Source organism: Modestobacter sp. NPDC049651, assembly GCF_040659695.1.
In the GTDB taxonomy this organism is placed as follows: domain Bacteria; phylum Actinomycetota; class Actinomycetes; order Mycobacteriales; family Geodermatophilaceae; genus Modestobacter.
On the sequence record NZ_JBFAOG010000002.1, the window covers coordinates 188959 to 212148 of the forward strand.

General features: G+C 77.6%; 22 protein-coding genes. 13 read left to right on the plus strand and 9 right to left on the minus strand.

Annotation, left to right across the window (positions count from 1 at the left end):
* Nucleotides 1-150: 150 nt before the first annotated feature.
* The 4 genes from AB0J00_RS04240 to AB0J00_RS04255 all read left to right on the plus strand — a co-directional run bounded on the left by AB0J00_RS04240 (nucleotide 151) and on the right by AB0J00_RS04255 (nucleotide 4347).
* Nucleotides 151-978 (plus strand): SAF domain-containing protein, encoded by an 828-nt coding sequence (locus AB0J00_RS04240; RefSeq protein WP_357740620.1) that lies wholly within the window; start codon nucleotides 151-153, stop codon nucleotides 976-978.
* On the plus strand, nucleotides 978-2258 hold the full coding sequence (locus AB0J00_RS04245) for a chromosome partitioning protein (RefSeq protein ID WP_357740623.1): 1281 nt from the start codon (nucleotides 978-980) through the stop codon (nucleotides 2256-2258). The genes AB0J00_RS04240 and AB0J00_RS04245 overlap by 1 nt, the downstream gene beginning before the upstream one ends.
* Before the next feature lie 78 nt (nucleotides 2259-2336).
* Nucleotides 2337-3740 carry a wax ester/triacylglycerol synthase family O-acyltransferase gene (locus AB0J00_RS04250; RefSeq protein WP_357740626.1) on the plus strand — a complete coding sequence of 468 codons (1404 nt, stop codon included), beginning with the start codon at nucleotides 2337-2339 and terminating at the stop codon, nucleotides 3738-3740.
* 103 nt (nucleotides 3741-3843) lie between these two features.
* Nucleotides 3844-4347, plus strand: coding sequence for a hypothetical protein (locus tag AB0J00_RS04255; RefSeq protein ID WP_357740629.1), 504 nt, complete (start codon nucleotides 3844-3846; stop codon nucleotides 4345-4347).
* Nucleotides 4348-4366: 19 nt separating this feature from the next.
* On the opposite strand, the gene AB0J00_RS04260 is transcribed toward AB0J00_RS04255, so the two are convergent.
* Nucleotides 4367-8512: an FtsK/SpoIIIE domain-containing protein gene (locus AB0J00_RS04260; protein ID WP_357740632.1), complete on the minus strand. Its 4146-nt coding sequence runs from the start codon at nucleotides 8510-8512 to the stop codon at nucleotides 4367-4369.
* Nucleotides 8513-8666: 154 nt separating this feature from the next.
* Here AB0J00_RS04260 and AB0J00_RS04265 point away from each other — a divergent pair, with 154 nt between their 5' ends.
* On the plus strand, nucleotides 8667-8960 hold the full coding sequence (locus AB0J00_RS04265) for a WXG100 family type VII secretion target (protein ID WP_357740635.1): 294 nt from the start codon (nucleotides 8667-8669) through the stop codon (nucleotides 8958-8960).
* A gap of 10 nt (nucleotides 8961-8970) precedes the next feature.
* On the opposite strand, the gene AB0J00_RS04270 is transcribed toward AB0J00_RS04265, so the two are convergent.
* From AB0J00_RS04270 to AB0J00_RS04280, 3 genes are all read right to left on the minus strand, one after another.
* Entirely contained in the window at nucleotides 8971-9903 is a 933-nt protein-coding gene (locus tag AB0J00_RS04270; RefSeq protein ID WP_357740638.1) for an MFS transporter permease, read from the minus strand.
* Nucleotides 9900-10388, minus strand: coding sequence for a hypothetical protein (locus AB0J00_RS04275; RefSeq protein ID WP_357740641.1), 489 nt, complete (start codon nucleotides 10386-10388; stop codon nucleotides 9900-9902). The genes AB0J00_RS04270 and AB0J00_RS04275 overlap by 4 nt, the downstream gene beginning before the upstream one ends.
* A gap of 114 nt (nucleotides 10389-10502) precedes the next feature.
* A complete protein-coding gene (locus AB0J00_RS04280; protein ID WP_357740644.1) occupies nucleotides 10503-10952 on the minus strand; it encodes an NUDIX domain-containing protein in 450 nt (149 codons plus the stop codon).
* Nucleotides 10953-11039: 87 nt separating this feature from the next.
* On the opposite strand from AB0J00_RS04280, the gene AB0J00_RS04285 reads away from it, so the two are divergent.
* The 5 genes from AB0J00_RS04285 to AB0J00_RS04305 all read left to right on the plus strand — a co-directional run bounded on the left by AB0J00_RS04285 (nucleotide 11040) and on the right by AB0J00_RS04305 (nucleotide 14471).
* Nucleotides 11040-11663, plus strand: a complete 624-nt coding sequence (locus tag AB0J00_RS04285; RefSeq protein ID WP_357740647.1) for a DUF6758 family protein — start codon at nucleotides 11040-11042, stop codon at nucleotides 11661-11663.
* A gap of 156 nt (nucleotides 11664-11819) precedes the next feature.
* The gene (locus AB0J00_RS04290; protein ID WP_357740650.1) at nucleotides 11820-11978 is read left to right on the plus strand and encodes a hypothetical protein; all 159 of its coding nucleotides are present in this window, start codon (nucleotides 11820-11822) and stop codon (nucleotides 11976-11978) included.
* A gap of 8 nt (nucleotides 11979-11986) precedes the next feature.
* Nucleotides 11987-12724: a PH domain-containing protein gene (locus tag AB0J00_RS04295; RefSeq protein WP_357740653.1), complete on the plus strand. Its 738-nt coding sequence runs from the start codon at nucleotides 11987-11989 to the stop codon at nucleotides 12722-12724.
* 25 nt (nucleotides 12725-12749) lie between these two features.
* On the plus strand, nucleotides 12750-13607 hold the full coding sequence (locus tag AB0J00_RS04300; RefSeq protein ID WP_357740656.1) for a PHP domain-containing protein: 858 nt from the start codon (nucleotides 12750-12752) through the stop codon (nucleotides 13605-13607).
* 39 nt (nucleotides 13608-13646) lie between these two features.
* On the plus strand, nucleotides 13647-14471 hold the full coding sequence (locus AB0J00_RS04305; protein ID WP_357741350.1) for a PD-(D/E)XK nuclease family protein: 825 nt from the start codon (nucleotides 13647-13649) through the stop codon (nucleotides 14469-14471).
* 54 nt (nucleotides 14472-14525) lie between these two features.
* Here the strand turns inward: AB0J00_RS04305 and AB0J00_RS04310 are convergent, their stop codons facing one another.
* The gene (locus AB0J00_RS04310) at nucleotides 14526-16670 is read right to left on the minus strand and encodes an MMPL family transporter (protein WP_357740659.1); all 2145 of its coding nucleotides are present in this window, start codon (nucleotides 16668-16670) and stop codon (nucleotides 14526-14528) included.
* A gap of 174 nt (nucleotides 16671-16844) precedes the next feature.
* Between AB0J00_RS04310 and AB0J00_RS04315 the strand changes: the two genes are divergently transcribed.
* Nucleotides 16845-18005 carry a histidine kinase gene (locus AB0J00_RS04315; RefSeq protein ID WP_357740662.1) on the plus strand — a complete coding sequence of 387 codons (1161 nt, stop codon included), beginning with the start codon at nucleotides 16845-16847 and terminating at the stop codon, nucleotides 18003-18005.
* A complete protein-coding gene (locus AB0J00_RS04320; protein ID WP_357740665.1) occupies nucleotides 18002-18655 on the plus strand; it encodes a response regulator transcription factor in 654 nt (217 codons plus the stop codon). The genes AB0J00_RS04315 and AB0J00_RS04320 overlap by 4 nt, the downstream gene beginning before the upstream one ends.
* A gap of 3 nt (nucleotides 18656-18658) precedes the next feature.
* Here AB0J00_RS04320 and AB0J00_RS04325 read toward each other — a convergent pair whose 3' ends face one another.
* Nucleotides 18659-19270: a LysE/ArgO family amino acid transporter gene (locus tag AB0J00_RS04325; protein ID WP_357740668.1), complete on the minus strand. Its 612-nt coding sequence runs from the start codon at nucleotides 19268-19270 to the stop codon at nucleotides 18659-18661.
* A 68-nt stretch (nucleotides 19271-19338) separates the two neighbouring features.
* Here AB0J00_RS04325 and AB0J00_RS04330 point away from each other — a divergent pair, with 68 nt between their 5' ends.
* Nucleotides 19339-20214 carry an ArgP/LysG family DNA-binding transcriptional regulator gene (locus tag AB0J00_RS04330; protein WP_357740671.1) on the plus strand — a complete coding sequence of 292 codons (876 nt, stop codon included), beginning with the start codon at nucleotides 19339-19341 and terminating at the stop codon, nucleotides 20212-20214.
* Here the strand turns inward: AB0J00_RS04330 and AB0J00_RS04335 are convergent.
* Genes AB0J00_RS04335 through AB0J00_RS04345 form a run of 3 tightly spaced genes read right to left on the minus strand, consistent with a single transcriptional unit; the run spans nucleotide 20211 to nucleotide 23184 of the window.
* A complete protein-coding gene (locus AB0J00_RS04335; protein WP_357740674.1) occupies nucleotides 20211-21083 on the minus strand; it encodes an oxygenase MpaB family protein in 873 nt (290 codons plus the stop codon). The genes AB0J00_RS04330 and AB0J00_RS04335 overlap by 4 nt on opposite strands.
* Nucleotides 21080-21997 (minus strand): alpha/beta hydrolase, encoded by a 918-nt coding sequence (locus AB0J00_RS04340; protein ID WP_357740677.1) that lies wholly within the window; start codon nucleotides 21995-21997, stop codon nucleotides 21080-21082. The genes AB0J00_RS04335 and AB0J00_RS04340 overlap by 4 nt, the downstream gene beginning before the upstream one ends.
* A 35-nt stretch (nucleotides 21998-22032) precedes the next feature.
* Entirely contained in the window at nucleotides 22033-23184 is a 1152-nt protein-coding gene (locus tag AB0J00_RS04345; RefSeq protein ID WP_357740679.1) for a PQQ-binding-like beta-propeller repeat protein, read from the minus strand.
* Nucleotides 23185-23190 lie beyond the last annotated feature (6 nt).

Consider the following 23190-nt stretch of genomic DNA (forward strand, 5'->3'; position numbering starts at 1 on the left):
GGACGGCGGCCGGGACGGGCCACCCGAACGTGTGGACAACCCGTGCGGCGACCGGCGCTCCTCGGTCATGATCTGCCTCCGCGTCCGCGTTCCGCCCACCGGCACGCGTTCCACCAGCACGGATGCCCGCGATCGGAGGCACGACCGGCCATGAGCGCGCCGACCGCCCCACCCCGCACCGCGACCGGTGCCGCCCCGACCGGGCCGGTGCCGCGCCGGGTGCGCCCGCCACGGTGGCTGGACCTGCGCCTGGTGCTCGGCGTCCTGCTGGTGCTCGGCTCCGTGCTGGTCGGGGCCCGCGTGGTCAGCGCCGCGGACGCCACCGTGCCGGTCTGGGCCGCCGCCGACGACCTGGCCGCCGGCACCGTGCTGACCGCCGCCGACCTGGTGCCGGTCCCGGTGCGGCTCGACGACGTCGCGCGGTCCTACCTGGCCACCGCCACCCGTCCCGAGGGGCGGGTGCTCGCCCGCGCGGTCGGTTCCGGTGAGCTGCTGCCGCGCTCCGCCCTGGAGGAGCAGGCGGACCTGGTCGAGCTGGCCCTGCCGGTGCAGGCGGGCTACGTGCCGCCGGGGCTGTCCCGCGGCCGGCTCGTCGACGTCTACGCCGTGGCCGACCCGGCCGCCGGTGCCACCACGACCGGTGGGGACGTCGACCGGGTGCTGGCCGCGGCCCCGGTGCAGACCGTCGGCGGCCGGGGGAGCGGCGTGCTGTCCACCGCGACCACGACCGTCCAGGTGGTCGTCGCGGTGCCGCGTGAGGACGCCGCCGGCGTGCTCGCCGCGATCGGTGGCCGCGCGCTCGTGGTCGCCTCCCGCGCCTCGGTCGACGCGGCAGCGGCCCCCACCGGAGCCGGCCCGTCGGGTGCCGCGCCGTCCGGGAGCCTCCCGTCGGGGGCTCTGCCGTCCGGAGCCCTGCCGTCCGGAGCCCTGCCGTCCGGAGCCCTGCCGTCCGGAGCGGCCGCGGGGCCGACCGGCTGATGGCGCTCCAGGTCCTCACCGCGGTCACCGGCGCCGCCTGGGAGTCCGAGCTCGTCGGCGCCCTCGACCGCGAGGACCACGGGGTCACCGTGGTCCGCCGGTGCGTCGACGTCGCCGACCTGCTGGCCGCCGCGACCACCGGCACCGGGCAGGCGGCGCTGCTGTCGGCCGAGCTGCGCCGGCTCGACGGTGCGGCGGTCACCCGGCTCACCGCGGCCGGGATCGCGGTCGTCGGCCTGGTCGAGCCCGGCGACGAGCCGGCCGCCGACCGGCTGCGCCAGCTGGGCGTCCGGACCGTGCTGCCGGCCGACGCCGCCCCGGAGGTCATCGCCCGCGCGCTGCGTGACGCCGTCGCCGGGGGCCCGGACGCCGGGCACGACGTCGGCGACCCGCGGGCGGCGCTGCCCGCCCTGGGTGTCGATCCCGACGAGGCGGCCCGGCCTGCCGGGCAGGGGCGGGTGGTCGCGGTCTGGGGGCCGACCGGTGCCCCGGGACGCACCACCGTCGCGGTGGGACTGGCCGACGAGGCCGCCCGGCTCGGGGTGCCGGCGCTGCTGGTCGACGCGGACGTGTACGGCGGGGTGGTCGCGCAGGTGCTGGGGCTGCTCGACGAGTCGCCCGGGGTGGCGGCCGCGGCCCGGCAGGCCGGCGCCGGCACGCTCGACGGCGCGGCGCTGGCCCGGCTCGCCTGGTCGGTCACGCCCACCCTCCGGGTGCTCACCGGCCTGGCGCGGGCCGACCGGTGGCCCGAGCTGCGGCCCCAGGCGGTGGCCACGGTGCTGGCGGAGGGCCGGCGGCTGAGCCCGCTGACGGTGGTCGACTGCGCCTTCGCGGTCGAGGAGGACGAGGAGCTGTCGTTCGACACGGCCGCCCCGCGGCGCAACGGCGTCACCACCACGGTGCTCGAGGACGCCGACGAGGTGCTGTGCGTCAGCGGCGCCGACCCGGTGGCGCTGCAACGCACCGTGCGCGCGCTGGCCGAGCTGCGGGAGGTGCTCCCGCAGGTCCGGCCGCGGGTGGTGGTCAACCAGGTCCGGCCGGGGCCGGTGCCCGGTGACGCCCGCCGGGAGATCGCCGCGGCGCTGGACCGGTTCGCCGACGCGGAGGTGCACGCGTTCCTGCCCGCCGACCGGCGGGCCACCGACGCGGTCCTCGCTGCCGGCCGGACGCTCGCGGAGGTGGCCCCCCGCTCGCCGCTGCGCACCGCACTGCGGACGCTGGCGGCGGAGCTCGCCGGCCTGCCCGCGACCCCCTCCCGCGGCCGCCGCGGCCGCCGCTGACCAGGGGTTCGGCCGCTCGGGTGTCGGCTCGGCCCCGCAGGCCGTAGCGTGGCCACGCCGCTGGGAAGGGAGGGTCCGTTGGTCGCACGGCTCACCGCGCTCGACGCCTCGTTCCTGTACCTCGAGGAGTCGGGGCTGCCCATGCACGTGGGGGGCGTCCTGGTGCTGGAGCCCCCGGCCGGGGGGCTGGACCTGGCCGCCCTCGTCCAACTGGTCTCCGCCCGGCTGCCGCTGGTGCCGCGCTACCGGCAGAAGGTCGTGGAGGTGCCGGGGCACCTGGCCAACCCGGTCTGGGTCGACGACCCGGCGTTCGACCTGGGCTACCACGTGCGGCGGTCGGCGCTGCCGCGGCCGGGCACGCAGGAGCAGCTGCTCGACCTGGTCGCCCGGCTCACCGCCCGGCCGCTGGACCGCAGCCGCCCGCTGTGGGAGATGTACCTGGTCGAGGGGCTGGCCGGCGACCGGGTGGCGGTGGTGACCAAGACCCACCCCGCGCTGGTCGACGGCCTCGGTGCCATCGACATCGGCCAGGTCATCCTCGACACCAGCCCGGACGGGACCGGCGACGCCGGGTCCGCACCGCCGCCGACCGCCGAGTGGCGCCCCCGTCGCCCGCCCGGCGCCGCGGCCCTGGTGTGGGAGGCGGTGGAGGAGTACCTGCAGCGCCCGTCGGCGGTCGCGGAGACCGCCCGCACGGCGGCCGGCGACATCCGCGCCACCGCGGGTCGCTGGGCCGGCGCGCTCGGCGGGCTGGTGCAGGCGGTGGCCCGCACGACGGTCTCCCCGGCGCCGTCCAGCCCGCTGAACGCCCCGATCGGCCGGCAGCGGCGGGTGGCGGTCGCCCGGGCCGCGCTGGACGACCTGCGCACGGTCCGCAAGGAGCTCGGCGGCACCGTCAACGACGTGCTGCTGGCCACCGTGGCCGGTGCGCTGCGGGAGTGGCTCCTGTCCCGCGGCGAGCCGGTCGTCGGCAGCACCACGGTCCGCGCGCTGGTGCCGCTGTCGGTGCGGGGCGACGACGACGCCGGCAACCACGTCTCGTCGTTCCTGGTCGACCTCCCGGTGGGGGAGACCAACCCGCGGGTGCGGCTGGCCCGGATCAGCTTCGCCATGGCGGCGCTCGCGCAGAGCGGCCGGTCGGTGGGCGCGAGCACGCTCAGCACCCTGTCCGGCTTCGCACCGCCGACGCTGCACGCGCTGGGCGCCCGGGCGGCCAGCGGGCTGTCCCGGCGGTTGTTCAACCTGGTGATCACCAACGTGCCGGGCCCGCAGGTGCCGCTGTACGTCGGCGGCGCCCGGATGCGCGAGGTCTACCCGGTGGTGCCGCTGGCCCGCGGGCAGGGCCTGTCGATCGGGCTGACCAGCTACGACGGAACCGTGTACGTCGGCCTCAACGCCGACCGCGACACGATCGGCGACGTCGACGTGCTCGCCGACCTGCTCGAGCAGGAGGTCGCGTACCTCGTCGAGCTCGCCTCCTGAGCCGTCGAGTCCTCCCGGGTGGGTGCCTGGTCGACGGGCCGGGACTGGCCGGGTGCGCCCCGGCGTTACGGTCGCTGTCCGACGACGAGAGAGAGGCACCCGCGTGCGCGTGTACCTGCCGGCCACGACGACCGTGCTCCAGCGGTTGGTGGACCAGGGGCGACTGGACGGGCCGCTCACCGTCTTCACGGTGACCCCGGAGCTGCGGGAGCACTACCAGCTCAGCGACGACGACGAGGAGCTCGAGTACGCCGCGCTGCTGGCCGCGGCCCGGGCGAGCCTGCGGCTGATCGACGTCGACCCGGCGGCGGCCCGGCGGCGGGTGGTGCTGGCCGCCGACGTCCCCGACGGCTCGGTCACCCCCATCCACGACGAGGGAGCCGACCCCGGCGCAGCCCGGACCACCGCGGACGTCGCCTTGCGGGACGTGGCCAGCGCGCACATCGACACGGCCGACGCGGAGGAGGACGTCCGGGCCGCGGTGGGCGTGGTCCTGGAGGCCGACCTCGGCAGCGAGGACTCCCAGTTCGTGGTCGACCAGGCCGAGGGGCACGAGCTGGCCTGGTACGCGACGCAGGAGATCGGTCCGGCGCTCGAGCTCCTCTGACCGGGCCGGTGCGGTGGCCTCACGCCGCCTCCACCACGGTTGCCACGGCCGGCCGGTGCCGGGCGACCTGCACCCGGGTCACGGCGCCGCCGGTCACCAGCCAGCCGGCTCCCGGCCGGGGCGGCACCGGCATGCGCGGCAACCGGAGCCCGAGCAGCTCCGCCTCACCGGCGGCCGGGCGCAGCAGCAGCGCCGCCCGTGACCGGCGCAGCCCGACGACCGGGCCCCGGTGGGTGGCAGCGAGGTCGGGGACGCTGCCGGTGACCACCGGCAGCAGCCGCCCGACCGGCCGGCTGAGCGCAGCGAGCGCGTCGGCGGTCGCGTCGGGCAGGGCGGCGGCGTCGTCGACGAGCACCACCCCGCTGCCGGTCAGCGCGGCCGTCCACCGCCGCAGGCCCTCGGCGTCCGCGCGGTCGATCCGCGGCGGCGCCGGCGCGGCTCGCGCCGCCGGGTCAGGGGCGTCGGTCAGCGCGACCACCGGCACCCCGGCGGCGGTGCACCAGGCACCGACGGCGGCCAGCGTCGCCGACCGGCCGCTGCCGGGCGGCCCGCCGACCAGCAGCCCTCCCGTCCGCGCCAGGTCCACCACGACCGGGTCGCCCTCGTCGCCGCCCGGCCCCAGCGGCAGCAGCAGGCCGGGCACGGGCCCGCGCGGCAGCGGGAGCAGCGGGTCCGCGGGCAGCCGCACCAGGCGCAGCGGGCCACCGGCACCCGGCAGAGCCGGTGCCGTGGCCGGTGCGCTCGCCGGGACCAGCGGCTCCCGGGGCAGCACCAGCTGGCACTCGGCACCCTCCTCGCCGACCAGCGCCCGGCCCGGCGGCCGGTGGGCGGGGACGAGCCGCGCGGGGTACCCGGCCACCGCGTAGTCGGCGCGGTCCGGCAGGGGCAGCACCAGCCGGGTGGTGACCGCGGCCGAAACCCGGCTGCCCGGCACCGCCCGCTCGGCGGTCAGCACCGTGGTCAACCCGGCCGCGGCGCCGTCCCGGACCAGCCGCAGCAGCGCCGCGGACCCGGTCGTCGGATCGGCCTCGTCGAGCTGGGCGGACAGCGCCTCGAGCCCATCGACCAGGAGCAGCAGCGGCGGGCTGCCGCCCGGGCCCGCCCGCCGGCGGTCGACCTCCTCCTGCAGCCGGGCCACCAGGCGGACGCTGCGGTACGGGTCGTCGCGCGGCACCGCGGTCCCGGTGTGCGGCAGCGCGCCGGCGGACGCGGCGAGGGACCCGTCGCCGGCGTCGAGCACGTGCACGTGCACCCGGTCCGGTGGGAGCCGGTGCACCGCCTCGGCGAGCACGGCGCGCAGGGCCGACGTCCGCCCGCTGCGGGGGCCGCCGACCAGCAGCCAGGAGCCGCCGGCGGCGAGGTCGAGGTGCAGCGGCTCCTGCACCTGCCGGTCCGGCCGGTCGACCAGCCCGAGGGTGAGCACCTCGGCCGGGGACCCGTCGCCGGCCGGGTCGGTGGCGCCCGCGGACAGCCGGTCGGGGAGCGGGGGCAACCACGGGCGGGGTGGTAGCGCCCGGCCCTCCGCGGTCGACCGGGTCCGGAGCTCGGCCACGAGCCGGGCGAGGTCGCTGCCGCCGGTCGGCCGCGCGGTGGTGCGGGAACCGGGTCCCGCCACCGGTGGCGGCCACGGCACCGGGCGCACGAGCACCGCGTCGGGATCGGGCGGCGCGGTGCCGGAGACCCGGGCCACCTGGAGCAGCACCGGCTCGGTGCTGCCCGATCGCAGGTAGCCGCGGCCCGGCCGGGTCACCGGGAGCCCCGCGGGCAGCGGGCTGCCCAGCACGTCGCGGGCGTCGGTCTCGTCGGTGGTGCGCAGGCACAGCCGCAGCGAGCAGTTGGCCCGGATCTCCGGGCTCACCACCCCGGCCGGGCGCTGGGTGGCCAGCACCAGGTGGACGCCGAGGGACCGGCCGCGCTGGGCGATCCCGACCAGGCCGGAGAGGAACCCCGGGAGGTCCTCGGCCAGCGTGGCGAACTCGTCGACAACGATCACCAGGCGGGCCAGCGCCACCCCGGCGGGCAGGTCGGTGACGTCCCGCGCCCCGGCGGCGGCGAGCAGCTCCTCGCGCCGGACCAGCTCGGCGGTCAGCGAGCGCAGCGCCCGTTCGGTCGACTGCGGGTCGAGGTCGGTGAGCAGCCCGGCGGTGTGCGGCAGCGCGGCCGCCTCGGCGAAGGCGGCCCCGCCCTTGTAGTCGACGAGCAGGAAGCTGCAGCGGTCGGGCGGGTGGTGCCGCGCCAGGCTGGCGACCAGCGTCTGCAGCAGCTCCGACTTCCCGGATCCGGTGGTGCCGGCGACCAGCGCGTGCGGCCCCTGGGCGACCAGGTCCACCTCCACGGGGCCGGCCTCCCCCACCCCGAGGACGGCGTGCAGCGAGCCGCGGTCGGCCGGCCAGTCCGTGGTCCCGCCCAGCTCCAGCAGCCGGACGTCCGCGGGCAGGTCGCCGCCGGGCGGCGGTGCCCACAACGGCGCCAGGTCGCGGGCGACGCGCGCGGCGGTCGGCCCGCTCACGCCGTCCAGGGCGGGCACCGGTTCGGCGCCGGTGCCCGGTCCCGGGCGGCTGAGCCGGCCGGCCGTGCCCAGCTCCCCGGTCAGCTCGAGCCGGGTCGGCGCCCCGGCGGTCACGCCCGCGTCGTCGCGGGCCAGCTCGACCAGCACCACCCGGTCCCGCCCGGACACCGCAGCGGCCAGCTCACCGCCGCCCGGCCCGTCGAGCAGGACGACCGTCCACGGACCGGCCGCGGTCGACCCGGCCGTGCCCGCGCGGGCCGGCAGCAGGGCGGTGACCGCCTCGGCCGCCTCCGCCGGGGAGCAGGTGACCCGCAGGTGCGGCAGCCAGCGCGCCCAGCGCCAGTCGGCCGTGGCGGTGGGTCCGGTGACCAGCACCAGCTGCAGGTCCGTGGGCGGCAGCAGCGTGCCGAGCTGGCAGAGCAGCGAGCGGGCCACGCCGAGCAGCGGGCCGCGCGGTCCGGTGACGGCCAGCCCACCGGAGCGGGCGAGGTCGACGGCCACCGGCAACCGGTCGGCGACCACCGGCGCACGCTCACCGCCGGGGAGGCGCCGGACCACGCGGGTGGTGCCGGGGCCCGCCCCCAGCCGGACGAGCAGGGCGTCGTCGTCGGCAGCGGTGCGGCTGAACAGCGGGGTGCTGCGCCGCCGGGCAGCCGACGCGAGCCGGGCGAGGTCCGGCGCGCGCTCCTCGCGGGCGCTCACCTCCGCGGCGACCGCGGCAGCCACCGCCCGCTCCGCGGCACCCAGCGCGGCCGCGTGCTCCTCCCGAGCCCTCCGGCCGGAGCGCCGGCCGGAGAGCCGGTCGGAGCACCAGGTGCCGACGGCGACGAGCGGGCCGAGCAGGCTGAAGAAGAGGAACTGCGGGGTGCCGAACACCCAGGCCATGGCGAGCCCGCCGACGGTGGGGACGGCGACCGCGACGAGCCCCAGCTTCCGGCGCGGCGGGTCCGCGGGCGCAGCGGGGACGGCGACGACGGTCTCGCCCAGCGGCGCCCGGGCCGAGCGCAGCCCGCGGACCCGCAGCCGCCCCGCCGGGGCGGCAGTGCAGTCGACCGGCCCGCCCTGCGGTCCGGTCAGCCGGACCGCGGAGCCGCCCAGCAGGACGCTCGTCCCGACCGGCCAGGGCACCGGGCCGACGGGCAGCGGGACCGGACCGGCGGGGCCGGTGAGCCGCGTGCCGTTGCGGGAGCCGAGGTCGGCCACCGTCACCCGGCCGTCGGCCACGGCGACCGCGACGTGCCGGCGGGAGACGTCCGGGTCGGCCACGGGCACGTCGCTGCTCCCGCCCCTGCCGATCACCACCGGCCGGCGGCCGAGGGCCAGCGAGCTGCCCGCGTCGGGCCCGGCGGTCACCTGCAGCTCGACGGCGCCCGATCCGGACTCCGCGCCGCGCGGACCCGGGCGGCCCAGGCCGAGCACCGCTCCGTGCCCCAGCTCGGGAGCGGTCAGCGCCGTGGCCGGGGGCAGCTCGGTGGAGCCGGCCCACAGCGCGGCGTCCGGCTCGCCGGTCGCCGCCCGGACCCCGGGGAGGACGTCGGCGAGGGTGGCGTCGTCCGGGGCGGTCACCGCCAGGTCGACGGCGCCCGCCCGCCCCTGGACGGTCCAGGTGCGGGAGCCCGGCGACGGCGCGGGACGGGAGGGGAGGAGCTGCGGCACGCGGCCGATGGTGCCGTCGGCGGCCGGTCCAGGACGCCGAGCGGCGGCCCGGCTGTGGACAACCCGGCGGCTGTGGACGACGGCGGCGCCGATCCGTCCGGCCGCCTAACGTCCTCCGCCACCGGGAGGGGCCCGGCACCGGACAGGAGGAACCATGCGAGTCGAGATCGGCACCCTGCAGACCATGGCCGCGCGCTGCCAGGGGGAGGCCGCCGAGACGACGTCCCGGCACGCGACGCTGTCGACCACGATCAACAGCTCGGTGCTCGAGGGCTGGACCGACAGCCAGGCCGCCGTGCAGTTCAGCGAGCTGTACGAGCGGTGGCGGCAGTCCAGCCAGGGGGTGACCGAGGCGCTGACCGGGATGGGGCAGCTGCTCACCGGCGTCGCCGGCGCCTACCAGCAGCAGGAGGCCGAGCTGGCCGCGCGGATCGGTGCGCTCGGCTGACCGGAGCGCGTCAGCCGGGAGCCGGGCCCGGGGCGCCGGCGGGCGGCACCTCGGGCACGGTCGCCCGGCGGGCCAGCAGCTTCTCCCACGGCAGCACCGACAGGATCGCGATGCAGTGGGGGAGGAAGACGATGCCCAGCCCCAGGTAGGTGATCACGTGGAAGGCGAGCAGGCCGAGCACGAGCGCGACCCGCATCCGGTCGGTGCGCACCAGCAGGATGACCAGCGCGGCGAACTCGCCGATGATCATCGCCCACTGCACCGCCGGCAGCAGGTACGGGACGTCGAGCGTCCAGTCGGAGAACACGCTGCCGCGGCGGATCACCGCGCGGGCGATGGTCGCGCCGGTCGGCCAGTCCCAGCCGCCGAAGCGCACCTTCGCCCAGGCCGCCATGAAGTAGGTGAGCATCACCGCGACCAGGATCGCGGCGGTCGCGAAGCCGGCGGCCTCGCTGGAGCGGCGGTCGCGGAACCGGGCCCGGCCCACCGTCGGGAGCACGGCCAGCGCGACGAGGAACGAGATGCGGTCGTGGTCGACCTTCCCGTAGCTCATCGCGATGACCATCCACTCGGCGTAGAGGAGGAAGACGGCCGTCCCGAGCACGCGCGGTGCCCGCCCGGTGGCCGCGGCCAGCGCGCACCCGACCAGCAGCCACTGCACCGTCACGACGACGGCGTGGGTGGGCACCGGCAGGTGCAGCAGCTCGGCGATGCGCAGCGGCTGGTACCAGGCGGTGGGCACGTCGGCGTGCGCCTTCACCCAGGTGGTGGTGACGAAGACGTCGACGAGGATGAACAGGTAGGCGATGGTGCGGAACACCGCGATCCGGGCCAGCGGCACCGGCCGGAACCACCACCTCGGCGTCAGCGGGACCGCCGGTGCCACCTCGGGACGGAGGTCCTCGGCCACCGGCTCGCGGGAGCTCCGCGACAGCAGGCTCACCGGTCGCCGCCCAGCGGGTGGTCGACGATCACCTTGTCGTACCAGTCGCCGGTCTTCAGCCCGTCGTGCAGCTCGTACCAGCGCTGCACGACCTCGACGCGCACCAGCTCCGGGGCGTCCGGGTGGTGCTCCGCGTAGTCGTGGGCGAGCAGGCCCAGCAGCTCCGGGTGCGCCTTGATCCGGGGCTCCTGGCCCTCGAACTCGGCCCGGCGCAGCCCCACCTGGCCACCGGACAGCCGCACCTCCTGGCCGTCGGCGGTCACCCCGACCACCCGCATCGACACCACCGGCTGGTCGGGGTCGGCCCGGGTCGAGTACATCTTCCAGGGGCCGAACGGGAAGTCGTGGTCCGTGCCCCACGCGCTGCCGACCGCCATCAGCGCCAGCAGGGCGCCGGCCACGGCCAGCCGCACCGTCCGGCCGCGCCGTGGCAGCCGCACCACCTCGGGCTCTGCGACCAGGTCAGGGGCGGACTGGACGACCATCGGCCCATCGTAGGAGCGCCGCCGGTCCGGACGGGTCATCGTCGGTCCGTGGCGGACGACCGGCGTTCCGGTTGGGGCACAGGTGCTGCCTGAGGTGCCCTCGGGAACCGCGGATCAGCGGGGCAGGACGCCCCAGCCGCCCAGCGCCTCGCGCAGCCCGGGCGTGCACTCCAGCGCCCCCAGCGCGGCGGCGTCGACGAACGCGACGTCCGCGGCGTCGTCCCCGGCCACCGGCTGCTGCGCCGGGTCGGTGAGCGTGCAGGCCAGGTCGGCGACGGTGAACACCACGCCGTCCCCGGGGATGCGCACCCGGCCGAGCACGGCACCGGCCCGCACGGTCAGCCCGGTCTCCTCGGCGACCTCGCGCACCACCGCCGCGGCCTCGGTCTCACCCGGCTCCACCCGGCCGCCGGGCACCGACCACAGCCCGGCGTTCGGCGCGTGCCCCCGCCGGATCAGCAGCAGCCGCCCCGCGGCGTCGTGCACCACCGCCCCCACGCACGGCACCTCGCGCACCGACCCGGCGGGTTCCGGAGCGGCCGGGACTGGCGCGGAGGCGGTCACGCCGCGAGGCTACGAGCAGCGTCCCGGGGCCGCCCCGGCGGCCGAGGTGCTTGACGGCGAGTCCCCGGAACAGGACGGTGAGCGGCGATGAGCGTCTCCCCGGTGTGCCCGCGCTGCGGCGAGGTGCTGACGGTCCGCCCAGGGGACGGCACCGAGGGCTGGTGCCCCCACCACGCGATCGTCACCCCGCTGCACCACACCGCCGTGCTGATGCACGACGAGATCACCGCGGTCTGCACCGACGCCCGGGTGCCGGCCTGGGTGCCCGACCCGCTGCCCGGCGGGTGGGCGGTCACCGGCGTCGCCTGGGGCGGTGAGCCCGGCGCGCGGGCGATCGTGGTGGACGCGGCCGGGCCGGGTCCGCTCGGCGGGTCGGCGGAGCTGGTGCTCGTCGCCGAGGAGCCGGGCACCGGGCTGGGCTGCGGCTACGCGGGGCTGCCCGGCGTCGACCCCGGCGAACTGATCTCCGGGCCGTCGGCGGCCGCCGTCCGGGCCGCCGGCCAGCGGGCCGCGCTCTGGGACGTGCCCACCACCGACGACCGCGCCGCGTTCGTGGGGGAGGCCTACGGCGTGTGGCTGTGGCTGGTCATCTGGCCGGCCACCGCCGCCTGGCTGCTCGCCGAGGACCTCGGCCTGCGCGACCTGCGCGACGGGGTCCCGCCCGACCTGCCGCTCGGCCCGCCGACCGAGCACCTGCTGCCCGGTCGTTGACGGACTGTCCCGTCCCGACCGGCGTGGCGCCGACGGTGCCCGTGGGACTCGTGTTACCCATGTGCCTCGGCCCAGCCGGGCCGTGCTGCTGTGCGCCTCGGGCACGTCCGGGGTCGCCGGGTGGACGGCAGTGACCTCCGGACGCAGGGGAGCGGTGTGAGCCTCAAGAAGGTCCTCACCTGGCTGGCCGTCGCATTCGTGATCTTCTACCTGATCAAGCAGCCGGAGTCCTCGGCCAACATCGTGCGCAACGCCGGCGAGGCGCTGGGCAGCGCGGCGTCGTCGCTGGCGGACTTCGTGGGCTCGCTCGCCTGAGCGCTCCCGTGACCGCCGGCAACCGCCGCCCCCGCTGGGGCAAGGACGCCGACAAGTACCTGCTCGACGACGAGCCGCCGATCATCGCGACCCGGCGGCACTGGGCCGTGCTCGTGCGCCCGTTCGCGCGCGGGCTGCCGGTGCTGGCCGCCGGCGGCTGGCTGCTGCAGGCCGCCCCGGACAACCGGGTCACCAGCACCATCGGCCTGCTCACCGTGCTCGGCGCGCTGGTGTACCTGGGTCTGCACGTCGCCGAGTGGTGGGTGCGGCACTTCCTGGTCACCCGCCGCCGGGTGCTGCTCACCAGCGGCGTGATCATCCGGACCGTGGCGATCATGCCGCTGCGCCGGATCACCGACCTGACCTGGAAGGAGACGTTCTTCGGCCAGGTCCTGGGCTACGGCACCTTCCGGTTCGAGTCGGCCGGGCAGAAGCAGGGCCTCGACGTCATCACGTTCATGCCGCACGCCGGGGCGCTGTACAAGCGGCTCTCCGAGCTGATGTTCCGGGACGACGTCTCCAAGAGCCCGGTCAGCGACGACGACGACGGCACCGGCACCCTGGACGACGGCACGGCCAACGACGTCGACCCCTACTCCGGCCCGCGCGGCCCTCGCCCCGACCGCCGGCGCGGGCAGCACCCGACCGCCCGCCAGCCGCAGCCCCCCGAACGGCGGGAGCGCCCCGAGCGGTCCGGCCGGCAGCGCGACACCCAGCCCATCCCGCGGGTCCGCCGCTCGCGCTGACCGGCCCGTGGGGCAGGCTGGGGGCGTGCGCATCGACCTGCACACCCACTCGGCGGTGTCCGACGGCACCGACAGCCCGGCCGCGCTGCTGGCCGCCGCGGTCGGCGCCGGCCTCGACGTCGTCGCGCTCACCGACCACGACACCACCGCCGGCTGGGCGCTCGCCGAGCAGGCGCGACCGGCCGGGCTGACCGTCGTCCCGGGCATGGAAATGTCCTGCCGCTGGCTGCCCGGTGACCAGCCGCCGATCAGCGTGCACCTGCTGGCCTACCTGTTCGACCCGCAGCACCCGGCGTTCGCCGCCGAGCGGGCCCGGCTGCGCGAGGAGCGGCTGACCCGTGGCGAGCGGATCGTCGCCAACCTGGTCGCCGCCGGCTACCCGGTGCAGTGGGCGCAGATCGTCGAGGACAGCGCCGGCGGGGTGGTCGGCCGCCCGCACATCGCCCGCGCGCTGGTCGACGCCGGCGTCGTCTCCTCGGTCGACCAGGCGTTCGCCACGCTGCTCGACCACCGCAGCCCGCACTACGTGACCAAGGCCGACACCGACGTCGTCGACGGCATCGCGCTGGTGCGCGCCGCCGGTGGGGTGCCGGTGTTCGCGCACGGGCTGGCCACCAAGCGCGGCCGGGTCGTCGGCGACGACGCCATCCGGGCGATGGCGGACGCCGGGCTGCTCGGCCTGGAGGTCGACCACCCCGACCACAGCCTCGAGGAGCGCGCCCACCTGCGCGCGCTCGCCGACGAGCTCGGGCTGCTGCGCACCGGGTCCAGCGACTACCACGGCACCAACAAGGTCACCCCGATCGGCGCCTGCACCACCGATCCCGAGCAGTACGCGCGGCTGGTCGAGCTGGGCACGGGGCACGCCGTCCTGACCGGCTGAGTCCTGTCGGACCCCCGGCATAGCGTGGCCGCCGTGCAGATGGAGATGCCCGGGATGCCCAAGCGGCTGTTCTCCTGCACGCCCAGCAAGCTGGCCACCTTCGCCGACTGCCCGCGCCGCTACCGGTTCAGCTACGTCGACCGGCCGACCCCGCCCAAGGGGCCGCCGTGGGCGCACAACAGCGTCGGCTCCGCCGTGCACCTGGCGCTGCGCTCCTGGTTCGACCTGCCGGTCGACAAGCGCACCACCGCCGCTGCGCGCCAGCTGCTGTACGGCGCCTGGCAGCCCGCGGGGTTCCGCGACGCCGAGCAGAGCGAGCGGTGGCGGGCCCGGGCGGCGGGCTGGCTGACCGAGTACGTCGCCGGGCTCGACCCGGCCGACGAGCCGGCCGGCACCGAGCGCACGGTCGGGACGACGACCGGCGCGCTGGCGCTGTCCGGCCGGGTCGACCGGATCGACCGGCGCGGCGACGAGCTGGTGGTCGTCGACTACAAGACCGGCCGGGTGCCCAGCACCGACGACGATGCCCGCGGGTCACCGGCGCTGGCCGCCTACGTGCTGGGGGTGCGGCGCACGCTGCGCCGTCCGTGCACCCGGGTCGAGCTGCACCACCTGCCCACCGGCACCGTGGCCGCGTTCGAGCACACCGACAGGTCGCTGGCCAACCACGTGCGCCGGGCAGAGGACATCGCGGCTGACATCGCCACCGCCACCGAGGCGGTCGACGCCGGGCAGAGCCCCGACGAGGCGTTCCCGACCACGCCCGGCCGGCAGTGCAGCTGGTGCGACTTCCGGCCGAGCTGTCCCACGGGCCAGGCCGCGACCCCGGCCCGCGAGACGTGGAGCTTCCTGGCCGACGACTGAGCCGACGCGGAAGCCGGCGAGGCAGCCGACGAGGAGGCCGACGGGGGAGGACGGTCAGCGGACGCCGGCCGGCTCGGGCGGCGGTGCCGCGGGGGCCGGGTCGGCCTCCACCGTCAGGTGCGGCAGCGCGCGGTCGACCCGGCGGGGCAGCCACCAGTTGGCCCGGCCCAGCAGCTCCATCGCCGCCGGCACCAGCACCATCCGCACCAGCGTCGCGTCGAGCAGCACCGCGGCCGCCAGGCCGAACCCGAACAGCTGCAGCTCCCGCGACGAGCCGAGCACGAAGCTGCCGAAGACGCACACCATGATCGCCGCGGCCGCGGTGATCACCCGCGCGGTCCGGGACAGCCCCAGCACGACCGCACCGCTGTTGTCGCCTGAGCGGTCGTACTCCTCGCGGATCCGGGACAGCAGGAACACCTCGTAGTCCATCGAGAGCCCGAAGACGATCGCGATCAGCATCATCGGCACCCACGCCTCGATCGGGGCCACGCCCTCGATGCCCAGCGCCCCGGCGAGCCAGCCCCACTGGAACACCGCCACCAGCACCCCGAAGGCCGCCCCGATCGACAGCAGGTTCACCACCACGGCCTTGAGCGCCACCAGCAGCCCGCGGAACACCAGGACCAGCAGCAGGAACGACACCCCGAGCACCACCCCGAGGAACAGCGGCAGCCGCTCGGCGGTGTAGTCGGCGAAGTCGACCGCGGCCGGCTGCGCCCCGCCGACCGCCACCTCGGCGTCGCCGGCCACGGCCGGGACGACGTCCTCGCGCAGCCGGTGCACCAGGTCGGTGGTGGCCTCGTCGCGGGGCGCGGACGACGGGATGACCTGGAGCACCGCCGTCCCGCCGTCGGCGGACACGACCGCCGGGCCGACCGACGCGACACCCGGATCGGCGCGCACCGCCCCTGCCAGGTCGGTGGCCACCGCGCCGGCGTCGGGGGCGGACACCGCCACGGCCATCGGGGCGTTGACGCCGGGGCCGAACCCGTCGGCGAGCAGGTCGTAGGCCCGGCGGCCGGTGTCCGCGGTGCTCAGCGTGCCGGCGTCGCTGAAGCCCAGCCGCAGGTCCAGCACCGGGACGGCGAGCACCAGCAGCACGGCCAGCGACCCGACCAGCCCGGCGACCGGCCGGCGCTGCACCGCGCGGGCCCACCGGGCGGCCGCCGTCCCGCCGGTGCCGCCCCGCCGGCCGCGGGCCCGGGCCAGCCGGGCCCCGGCGAAGCCCAGCAGCGCGGGCAGCAGCGTGACCGCGGCGAGCATGGTCACCAGCACCGCGGCCGCGATGCCGATCGCGACGCCGGTGATCAGCGTCAGGCCCATGAACACCAGTCCGAGGGAGGCGATGACGACGGTGATCCCGGCGAAGAGCACCGACCGGCCCGCGGTGCGCTGGGCCAGCACCACCGCCTCGACCACCGGCAGCCCGTCGCGCAGCGCCTCGCGGTAGCGGGTCACCACCAGCAGCGAGTAGTCGATGCCGACCCCGATCGCGATCATCCCGGCCGCGGCGCCGGCGAAGCCGGGCACGTCGATGACGTGCGCGGCCAGCTCGATCGCGGCCACGCCGCACAGCGCGCCGAGCACGCCGACCACCAGCGGCAGCGCCATCGCCAGCAGCGAGCCGAACGCCAGGAACAGGATCACCGCGGCGGCCAGCACCCCGATCACCTCGGCCGGCGGTCCACCGCCGTCCTCGTCGGGCAGCAGCCCGCCGACCTCCACCTGCAGCCCGGGCACGGCGACGTCGGTGCGCAGCGCGCCGAGCGTGTCACCGACCTCGGTGAGCTCCTCGGTGGTGCGCTGCGGCAGGTCGACCCGCAGGTAGGCGGTGGTCCCGTCGGCCGAGACCTGCTCCGCGCCGGCCGGGTCGAACGGGCTGACCACCTCCGCGCCGGGCACCCGGTCGGCGATGCCGGCCGCCAGGTCCGCGGCCGCCGAGCGGACGCCCGGGTCGTCGACCCCGCCGGCCCGGTGCAGCACCACCTGCGCCTGGTAGCCGGAGCGGGCCTCGAACCCGGCCTCGGCCAGCAGGTCCGCAGCACGGGTGCTCTCGGATCCGGGCAGGGTGAAGTCGTCGCTGGTCGGCCCGGCGAAGGCGCCGGCCAGGGCGGACAGCCCGAAGACGCAGACCAGCCACAGCGCGACGACGAGGCGCCGCGCGCGGACGCAGGAGCGGGCGAGGGAGCCGAGCACGGGGAACTCCTGGGGGAGGCGGCCGGTGGGACGCGCCGAACGCTAGGGACGCCGCGTGCCGGCCGCGTCCGCCGCGCAACCCGTTCCGGCTGCGCACCTGGGCGTAGCGAGCGGCGGCCGGGATACGTCGCAGCGCGGACGCCGGGACCGCCTCCGACGTCCTAGCCTCCGGGCATGAGCTGGCGCCCGGGCCGGACCGACGTCGTGCTGGTGCTCGCCTCCGTGCTGCCCGCCTGGGCCGCGCTCGCCGGGCACCTGGAGCCGGAGGCGAGGCCCACCGACGCGGTCGGCTTCGCGCTGGCGGCGCTGGTCGGGCTGCCGATGCTGGGCGCCCGCCGCGCGCCCGTGCCGGCGCTGCTGCTGAGCATCGCGCTGCTCTACGGCTACTACTGGACCGGCTACTCGGCGGTGGGGCTGATCCTGCCGCTGGCGCCCGCCTTCTTCGTGGTCGCGCAGTCGGGGCGGCTGCGGCTGGGCGCCGCGGTGGGTGGCGCGGGGCTGGCGCTGTCCATCGTGTTCCGGCTGCTCAGCGACAACGAGCACGAGCAGGCGGGGCTGGTCCTGGGCTACGACGGTGCGGTGTCCCTGGCCCTGCTGGCGGCGGTGCTGGCGCTCGGCGACGCGGTCCGCTCGCGCCGCGGCTGGCAGGCCGAGCTGGACCGCCGGCTGCGGCTCGCCGAGCAGGAGCGGGAGACCGAGGCGCAGCGCCGGGTGGCCGAGGAGCGGATCCGGATCGCCCGCGACGTCCACGACCTGCTCGGCCACGCGGTCGCGGTGGTGACCCTGCACGCCGCGGTCGCCGCCGAGTCGCTCGACGACGACCCGGCCGCCGCGCGCCGGGCGCTGCAGACCATCCGCGGGGTCAGCCGCGACGTGCTGCACGACCTCAGCGACACGGTCGGGCTGCTGCGCGGGCCGGCCGCCGGCACCACCCGGGTGAGCGGGCTGCCCGACGTCCCCGAGCTGGTGGCGGCCACCGCCGCGGCCGGCCTCGACGTCCGGCTGGACGTGCGGGGGGACGCCCGGCCGCTGCCCGCCGCGGTCGAGACCACCGCCCACCGGCTCGTGCAGGAGGCGCTGACCAACGTGCTGCGGCACGCCGGGACCACCACCGCGACGGTGACCGTCGCCCACGGGGAGCACGGGGTCACCGTCAGCGTCGTCGACGACGGTCGCGGCAGCGCCGGGTGCCCGGCCGGTCACGGGCTCACCGGCATGCGCGAGCGGGTGACGCTGCTCGGCGGGGACCTGGTCACCGGCGACCGCCCGGACGGCGGGTTCGCCGTCCGGGCGGTGCTCCCGCTGGAGACCGGCCGGGTGCGGACGCCGGCGTGATCCGGGTCCTCGTCGTCGACGACCAGCCGCTGGTCCGGGCCGGCGTGCGGGCCGTGCTCGAGCGCGCCGACGACGTGCGGGTGACCGGCGAGGCCGCCGACGGCGCGGCTGCGCTGCGCGCGCTGCGGGCGGACGGCGCGGACGTCGTGCTGATGGACCTGCGGATGCCCGGCGTGGACGGCGTCGAGGCCACCCGCCGGGTCGTCGCGGACCCCGCGCTCGGCGGTGTGGCCGTGCTGGCGCTGACCACCTTCGACGACGACGAGCTGGTGTTCGCGGCGCTGCGGGCCGGTGCCGCGGGGTTCCTGCTCAAGGACGCCGAGCCCGACGAGCTGCGGCGGGCGGTGCGGGCCGCGGCGGCGGGCGACGCGGTGCTCGACCCGGCGGTGACCCGCAGCGTGCTGTCCGCGGCGCTCACCGCCCCCGCACCGGGGCGCGACGACGGGCTGCTGCGGCTGCTGACCGACCGGGAGCGCGAGGTGCTCGGCGCGGTCGGCGAGGGGTTGTCGAACGAGGAGATCGCCGGGGAGCTGCACATGAGCCCGGCCACCGCCCGCACCCACGTCGGCCGGGTGCTCACCAAGCTGGGTGCCCGGGACCGGGCCCAGCTGGTCGCGCTGGCCTGGCGGGCCGGGCTGGTGTCCCGCTGACGCTCAGCCGAACGCGCGCACCAGCAGCGACACCGCGATCAGGGCCATCACGACGGCGATCGCGGCGTCGAGCACCCGCCAGGAGCCCGGCCGGGCGAACACCGGCCGCAGCAGCCGCGCGCCGAAGCCCAGGCCGGTGAACCAGAGCAGGCTGCCGAGCACCGCCCCGGCGCCGAACGCCCAGCGGTGGTCGGCGTAGGTGCTGGCCAGCGAGCCGAGCAGCACCACGGTGTCCAGGTAGACGTGCGGGTTGAGCCAGGTCAGCGCCAGGCAGGTGACCACCGTGGCGGCGAGTCCCGTGCGGGTGCCGGCGTCCGCGGCCACCAGGGCCGAGGGGCGCAGCGCCCGCCGGGCCGCCAGCGCGCCGTACCAGAGCAGGAAGGCCGCGCCCGCGACGCTGACCACCCGCAGCAGGTCGGGCACCCGCTCGACCAGCGTGCCGAGCCCGCCCACCCCGGCGGTGATCAGCAGCGCGTCGGACACGGTGCAGACCGCGACCACCGGCAGCACGTGCTCGACCCGCAGCCCCTGGCGCAGCACGAACGCGTTCTGCGCGCCGATGGCGACGATGAGCGAGAGGCCGGCGGCGAGGCCGGCGAGGGCGGGGAGGAGCACGCCGGAACGGTAGGTCGGCAGGCGGCTGAAGCGCCGCTACAGATCCTGACGCACCGTGAGGACGTCTAATGGAAGGCGTGGACGTCGCCCTCGACCAGCTGCGCGCACTGGCCGCCACCGTCTCCGCGGGCACCCTCGACGGCGCCGCCCGCGCCCTGCACGTGACGCCCTCCGCGATCAGCCAGCGACTGCGGGCGCTGGAGACCGCCACCGGCCGGGTGCTGCTGGTGCGCACCCGCCCGGTGCGGGTGACCGAGTCCGGCCGCACGCTGCTGCGGCTGGCCCGGCAGGTCGAGCTGCTCGCCGCCGACGCCGCCGCCGAGCTGGGGGAGGGCGCGGTCGGCGCGCTGCCGATCGCGGTGAACGCCGACTCGCTGGCCACCTGGGTGCTCCCGGCGCTGGCCCCGCTGGCCGGTGAGTTCGCCTTCGACCTGCACCGGGAGGACCAGGAGTACACCAGCGCGCTGCTGCGCGACGGCACCGTGACGGCCGCGGTGACCGCCGACGCCGACCCGGTGCCCGGCTGCACCGCGACCCGGCTCGGCGTGATGCGCTACCGGCCGATGGCCACCGCCGCGTTCGCCGCCCGGTGGTTCGCCGCGGGCGTCACCGCGGGAGCGCTGGCCGCAGCACCCGTCGTCGTCTTCGATCGCAAGGACGACCTGCAGCACCGCTGGCTGCGGGCGCGCGGCGTCGACCCCACCGTCCCGCCGGCGCACTTCGTGCCGGCCTCGGCCGACTACGTCACCGCCGTCCGGCTGGGCTTCGGCTGGGGCATGGTGCCGCGCCAGCAGGAGCCGCCGGGCGAGCTGGTGGCGCTCGACGACGCCGGCGCGGTCGACGTGGTCCTGCACTGGCAGCAGTGGAAGCTGCGCTCGCCGGCGCTGGACCGGGTCGCCGAGGCCGTGCTGGCCGCGGCCCGCCGGGAGCTGGACCAGGCCTAGGCGCTCAGCTGCTCCGCGTCGGCCACCCGCTGCCGCGCGGCGCGCACGATCGGCGACTCCCGCACCCGCGCCGGGATGGCCAGCGTGCCCTGCCGGAAGGCCCTGAGCGCCGCGGTCGCCGCCGGGTCGGTGATCCCGAACCCGGGCAGGCCGTACAGCTTGCGCGCCCACGGCGGCAGCGTCGCCACCCCCAGCGTGGCCAGCGTGCTCCAGGCCGGCCGGGCCGGGGTGAGCAGCTGCACCCACCCGGGCATCGGCGGGACGACGATGAACCGGGAGGCCCGCCGCGCCGCCGGCGTGGCCGCCAGCGCCGGGCGGGTGCGCGCCAGGTACGCGTCGAGCTCGGCGACCGTCGCCGGCACGTCGGCCTCGTCGCAGCCGATGAGCACCGCGGCGACCACCTGCTCGGCGACGTAGCGGTCGGCGTCCGCGTCGGTGAGCGGCACCCCGGCCCGGCGGGCCACCGACAGCAGCGAGTCGACCTCGCAGCAGTGCACCCACAGCAGCAGGTCGGCGTCGTCGACGGAGTACCGCCGTCCGGTGGTCTCCTCGACGGCCGACTTGTCCCGGTGCATGCCGCGCACCCGGCGGACGGCGCGCAGCGCGTCGCGCCGGGTGCCGAAGGTCAGCGTGGCCACGTACTCCGCGGTGCGGGTCAGCCGCGCCCACGGCTCGCTGACGAAGCCGGCGGAGAACTGGTCGACGCCGTCCATCGCGACCGGGTGCAGCGCCTGCAGCAGCAGCGCGCGGATGCCGCCGACGGAGAACGCCGGGTCGGCGTGGATGCGCCAGGTGACGCTGTCCGGGCCGAAGAAGCCCAGCCGGTCCTCCTCCGCGGTGAAGTCCCGGATCGACGGGGTGGGGTTCACCGCTGCGCCCCCGGCCGGACGTCGGCCCAGAAGGCCTGCAGCACCGCGACGGTGGCCGCGGGTTCCTCGATCGCGGGGGAGTGCACCGCCCCGTCGACCACCGCGTGCCGGGCGCCCAGCCGGCGGGCCATGTCGGCCTGCACGGCGGGGCTCCACGCGTCGTCGTCCGCGCCGTGCGCGACCAGCACCGGCAGCCCGGTGGCGGCGAGCTCCGCGACCCGGTCGGGCTCACCGAGCATCGCGTCGCACATGCCGCGCAGGCCCGCGGCGGTGTTGGTCAGGAAGCGGGTGTCGAGGAACGCGCGGACCGCCGGGGGCACCGCCTGGGCGCGCGGGTCGGCGGCGTTGAGCTGCTGGAGGGTCTGGTGCACCAGCTGGACGCCGCCGGCGTCCAGCAGCGGGTAGAGGTGGGCCAGCAGCTCGGTGCGCGGGCCGGTCAGCCCGGCCGGACCGCTGCCCAGCAGCACCAGGGAGTCGAACAGCGCCGGGTCGGCGAGCACGGCCGCGCGGACGACGAGCCCGCCGAAGCTGTGCCCGAGCAGGTGCAGCGGGCCGGCGCCCTGCTCGCGCAGCAACCGGCCGACCGCGACGACGTCGGCGGCCAGCGCCGCGACGGTGTACTGCGCCGGGTCGTCGGGCCCCGGTGACTCGTACTGGCCGCGCTGGTCGATCGAGACCACCCGCAGACCGGCGTCGGCGAGCGGGTCCAGCAGCGGCGCGAAGTCCTCCTTGCTGCCGGTGAACCCGGCGACCATCAGCACGGTCGGGCCGGTCAGCTCGGTCGGACCGGCGCCGGTGTCCAGCGCGGCCAGCGGGCCGGTGCCGCCGGGGAGGGTCACCTGCCGGGCGTCGTGCGGGGTGAGCTGGCGGAGGGCGTCCGGCGCGGTCTGCTCCGCGCCGCCGGGAAGCACCATGGCACCGAGTGTCCCCCCGGCGGGGAGGCGGCGCTTCAGCGGAGGGCGAGCGCCCGGTCCGCGGTGGTGTAGACGACCGCCGGGCCGACCTGTGCGGTGCGTCCGCCGGCAGGCACGGACGCGTCGACGGCGGAGCGGGCGACCTCGGTGCCGTCGGCGAGCGAGCGCTGCACGTAGCCGCCGTCCTCGAGCACCCCGGCGGTGCCGGCGGTGGGGTCGACCGAGGGCAGACCCGCGGCCGGCTGCTCCCAGCGGACCGTGCCGGCGGTGGCGTCGAGGGCGTAGGCGGTGCCGCGGGCCCAGAGCAGCACCACGTCGCCGGCGGCGGTCTGCTGCAGCGGCTCGTCCGCGGGCGTCGCGCCGCCCGGCGGCGGGAGGGTGACCGTGGTGAGCTCCGCGCCGTCGGTGGGCGACAGCACGTGCACGGTGTCGCCCGTCAGCACGGTCACCAGGCCGTCGGCCCCGAGCAGCCGCACCGGCCGGTCGCCGGCGGGCACGTCGACGCCCCAGGTCACGGTGCCGCTGACCCCGTCGCGCAGCTCGACCCGCACGTCCGGGTCGTCGGCGCAGCGCTGCACCAGGGCCACGCCCGCGGTGCCGACGCCGGTCGCGGCGTACCGGCAGCCCTCGGTCGGGCGCTGCCGCCAGCGGGTGTTGTCGCCGACCGGGTCGAGGGTGGTGACGCCGGTGGGCGTGCTGGCCAGCACCACCTGCGCGCTGCTGCTGATCCGCGCGCCGGCCAGGTAGCTGACGTTGCGGGTCCACTGCCGGACGCCGGTCCCCGCGCGCAGCGCCACGGCCTCGTCGCACCCGCCACCGGAGCGGAAGACCGCGACGACCAGGTCGCCGACGGCGGTCGCGCCGCACACCCGGGCGTCGGCGCGCCGGTAGTGCCAGGCCTCCTCGCCGGTGACCGCGTCGCGCAGCGCCAGCCCGTGCGGGTCGGTGACGAGCACCCGCCCGCCGAGCAGCACGGCACCGGTGGCCGCGGCGGTGGTGTCCGCGGTCCAGCCGGTCGACAGCTGCGCGGCCGGGGCGCCGGTCGGTGCGCCGGCGGGCTCCGCGGTGGTGCTGGAGGTCGCCGCGACGCTGGAGGTGCGCCACAGCAGCACGGCGACGGCGGCCACCACGAGGGTGGCCGCCGTCCAGACCCACACGCGCGCCGGCGGGCGCTGCAGCCGCTTCACGCCGAC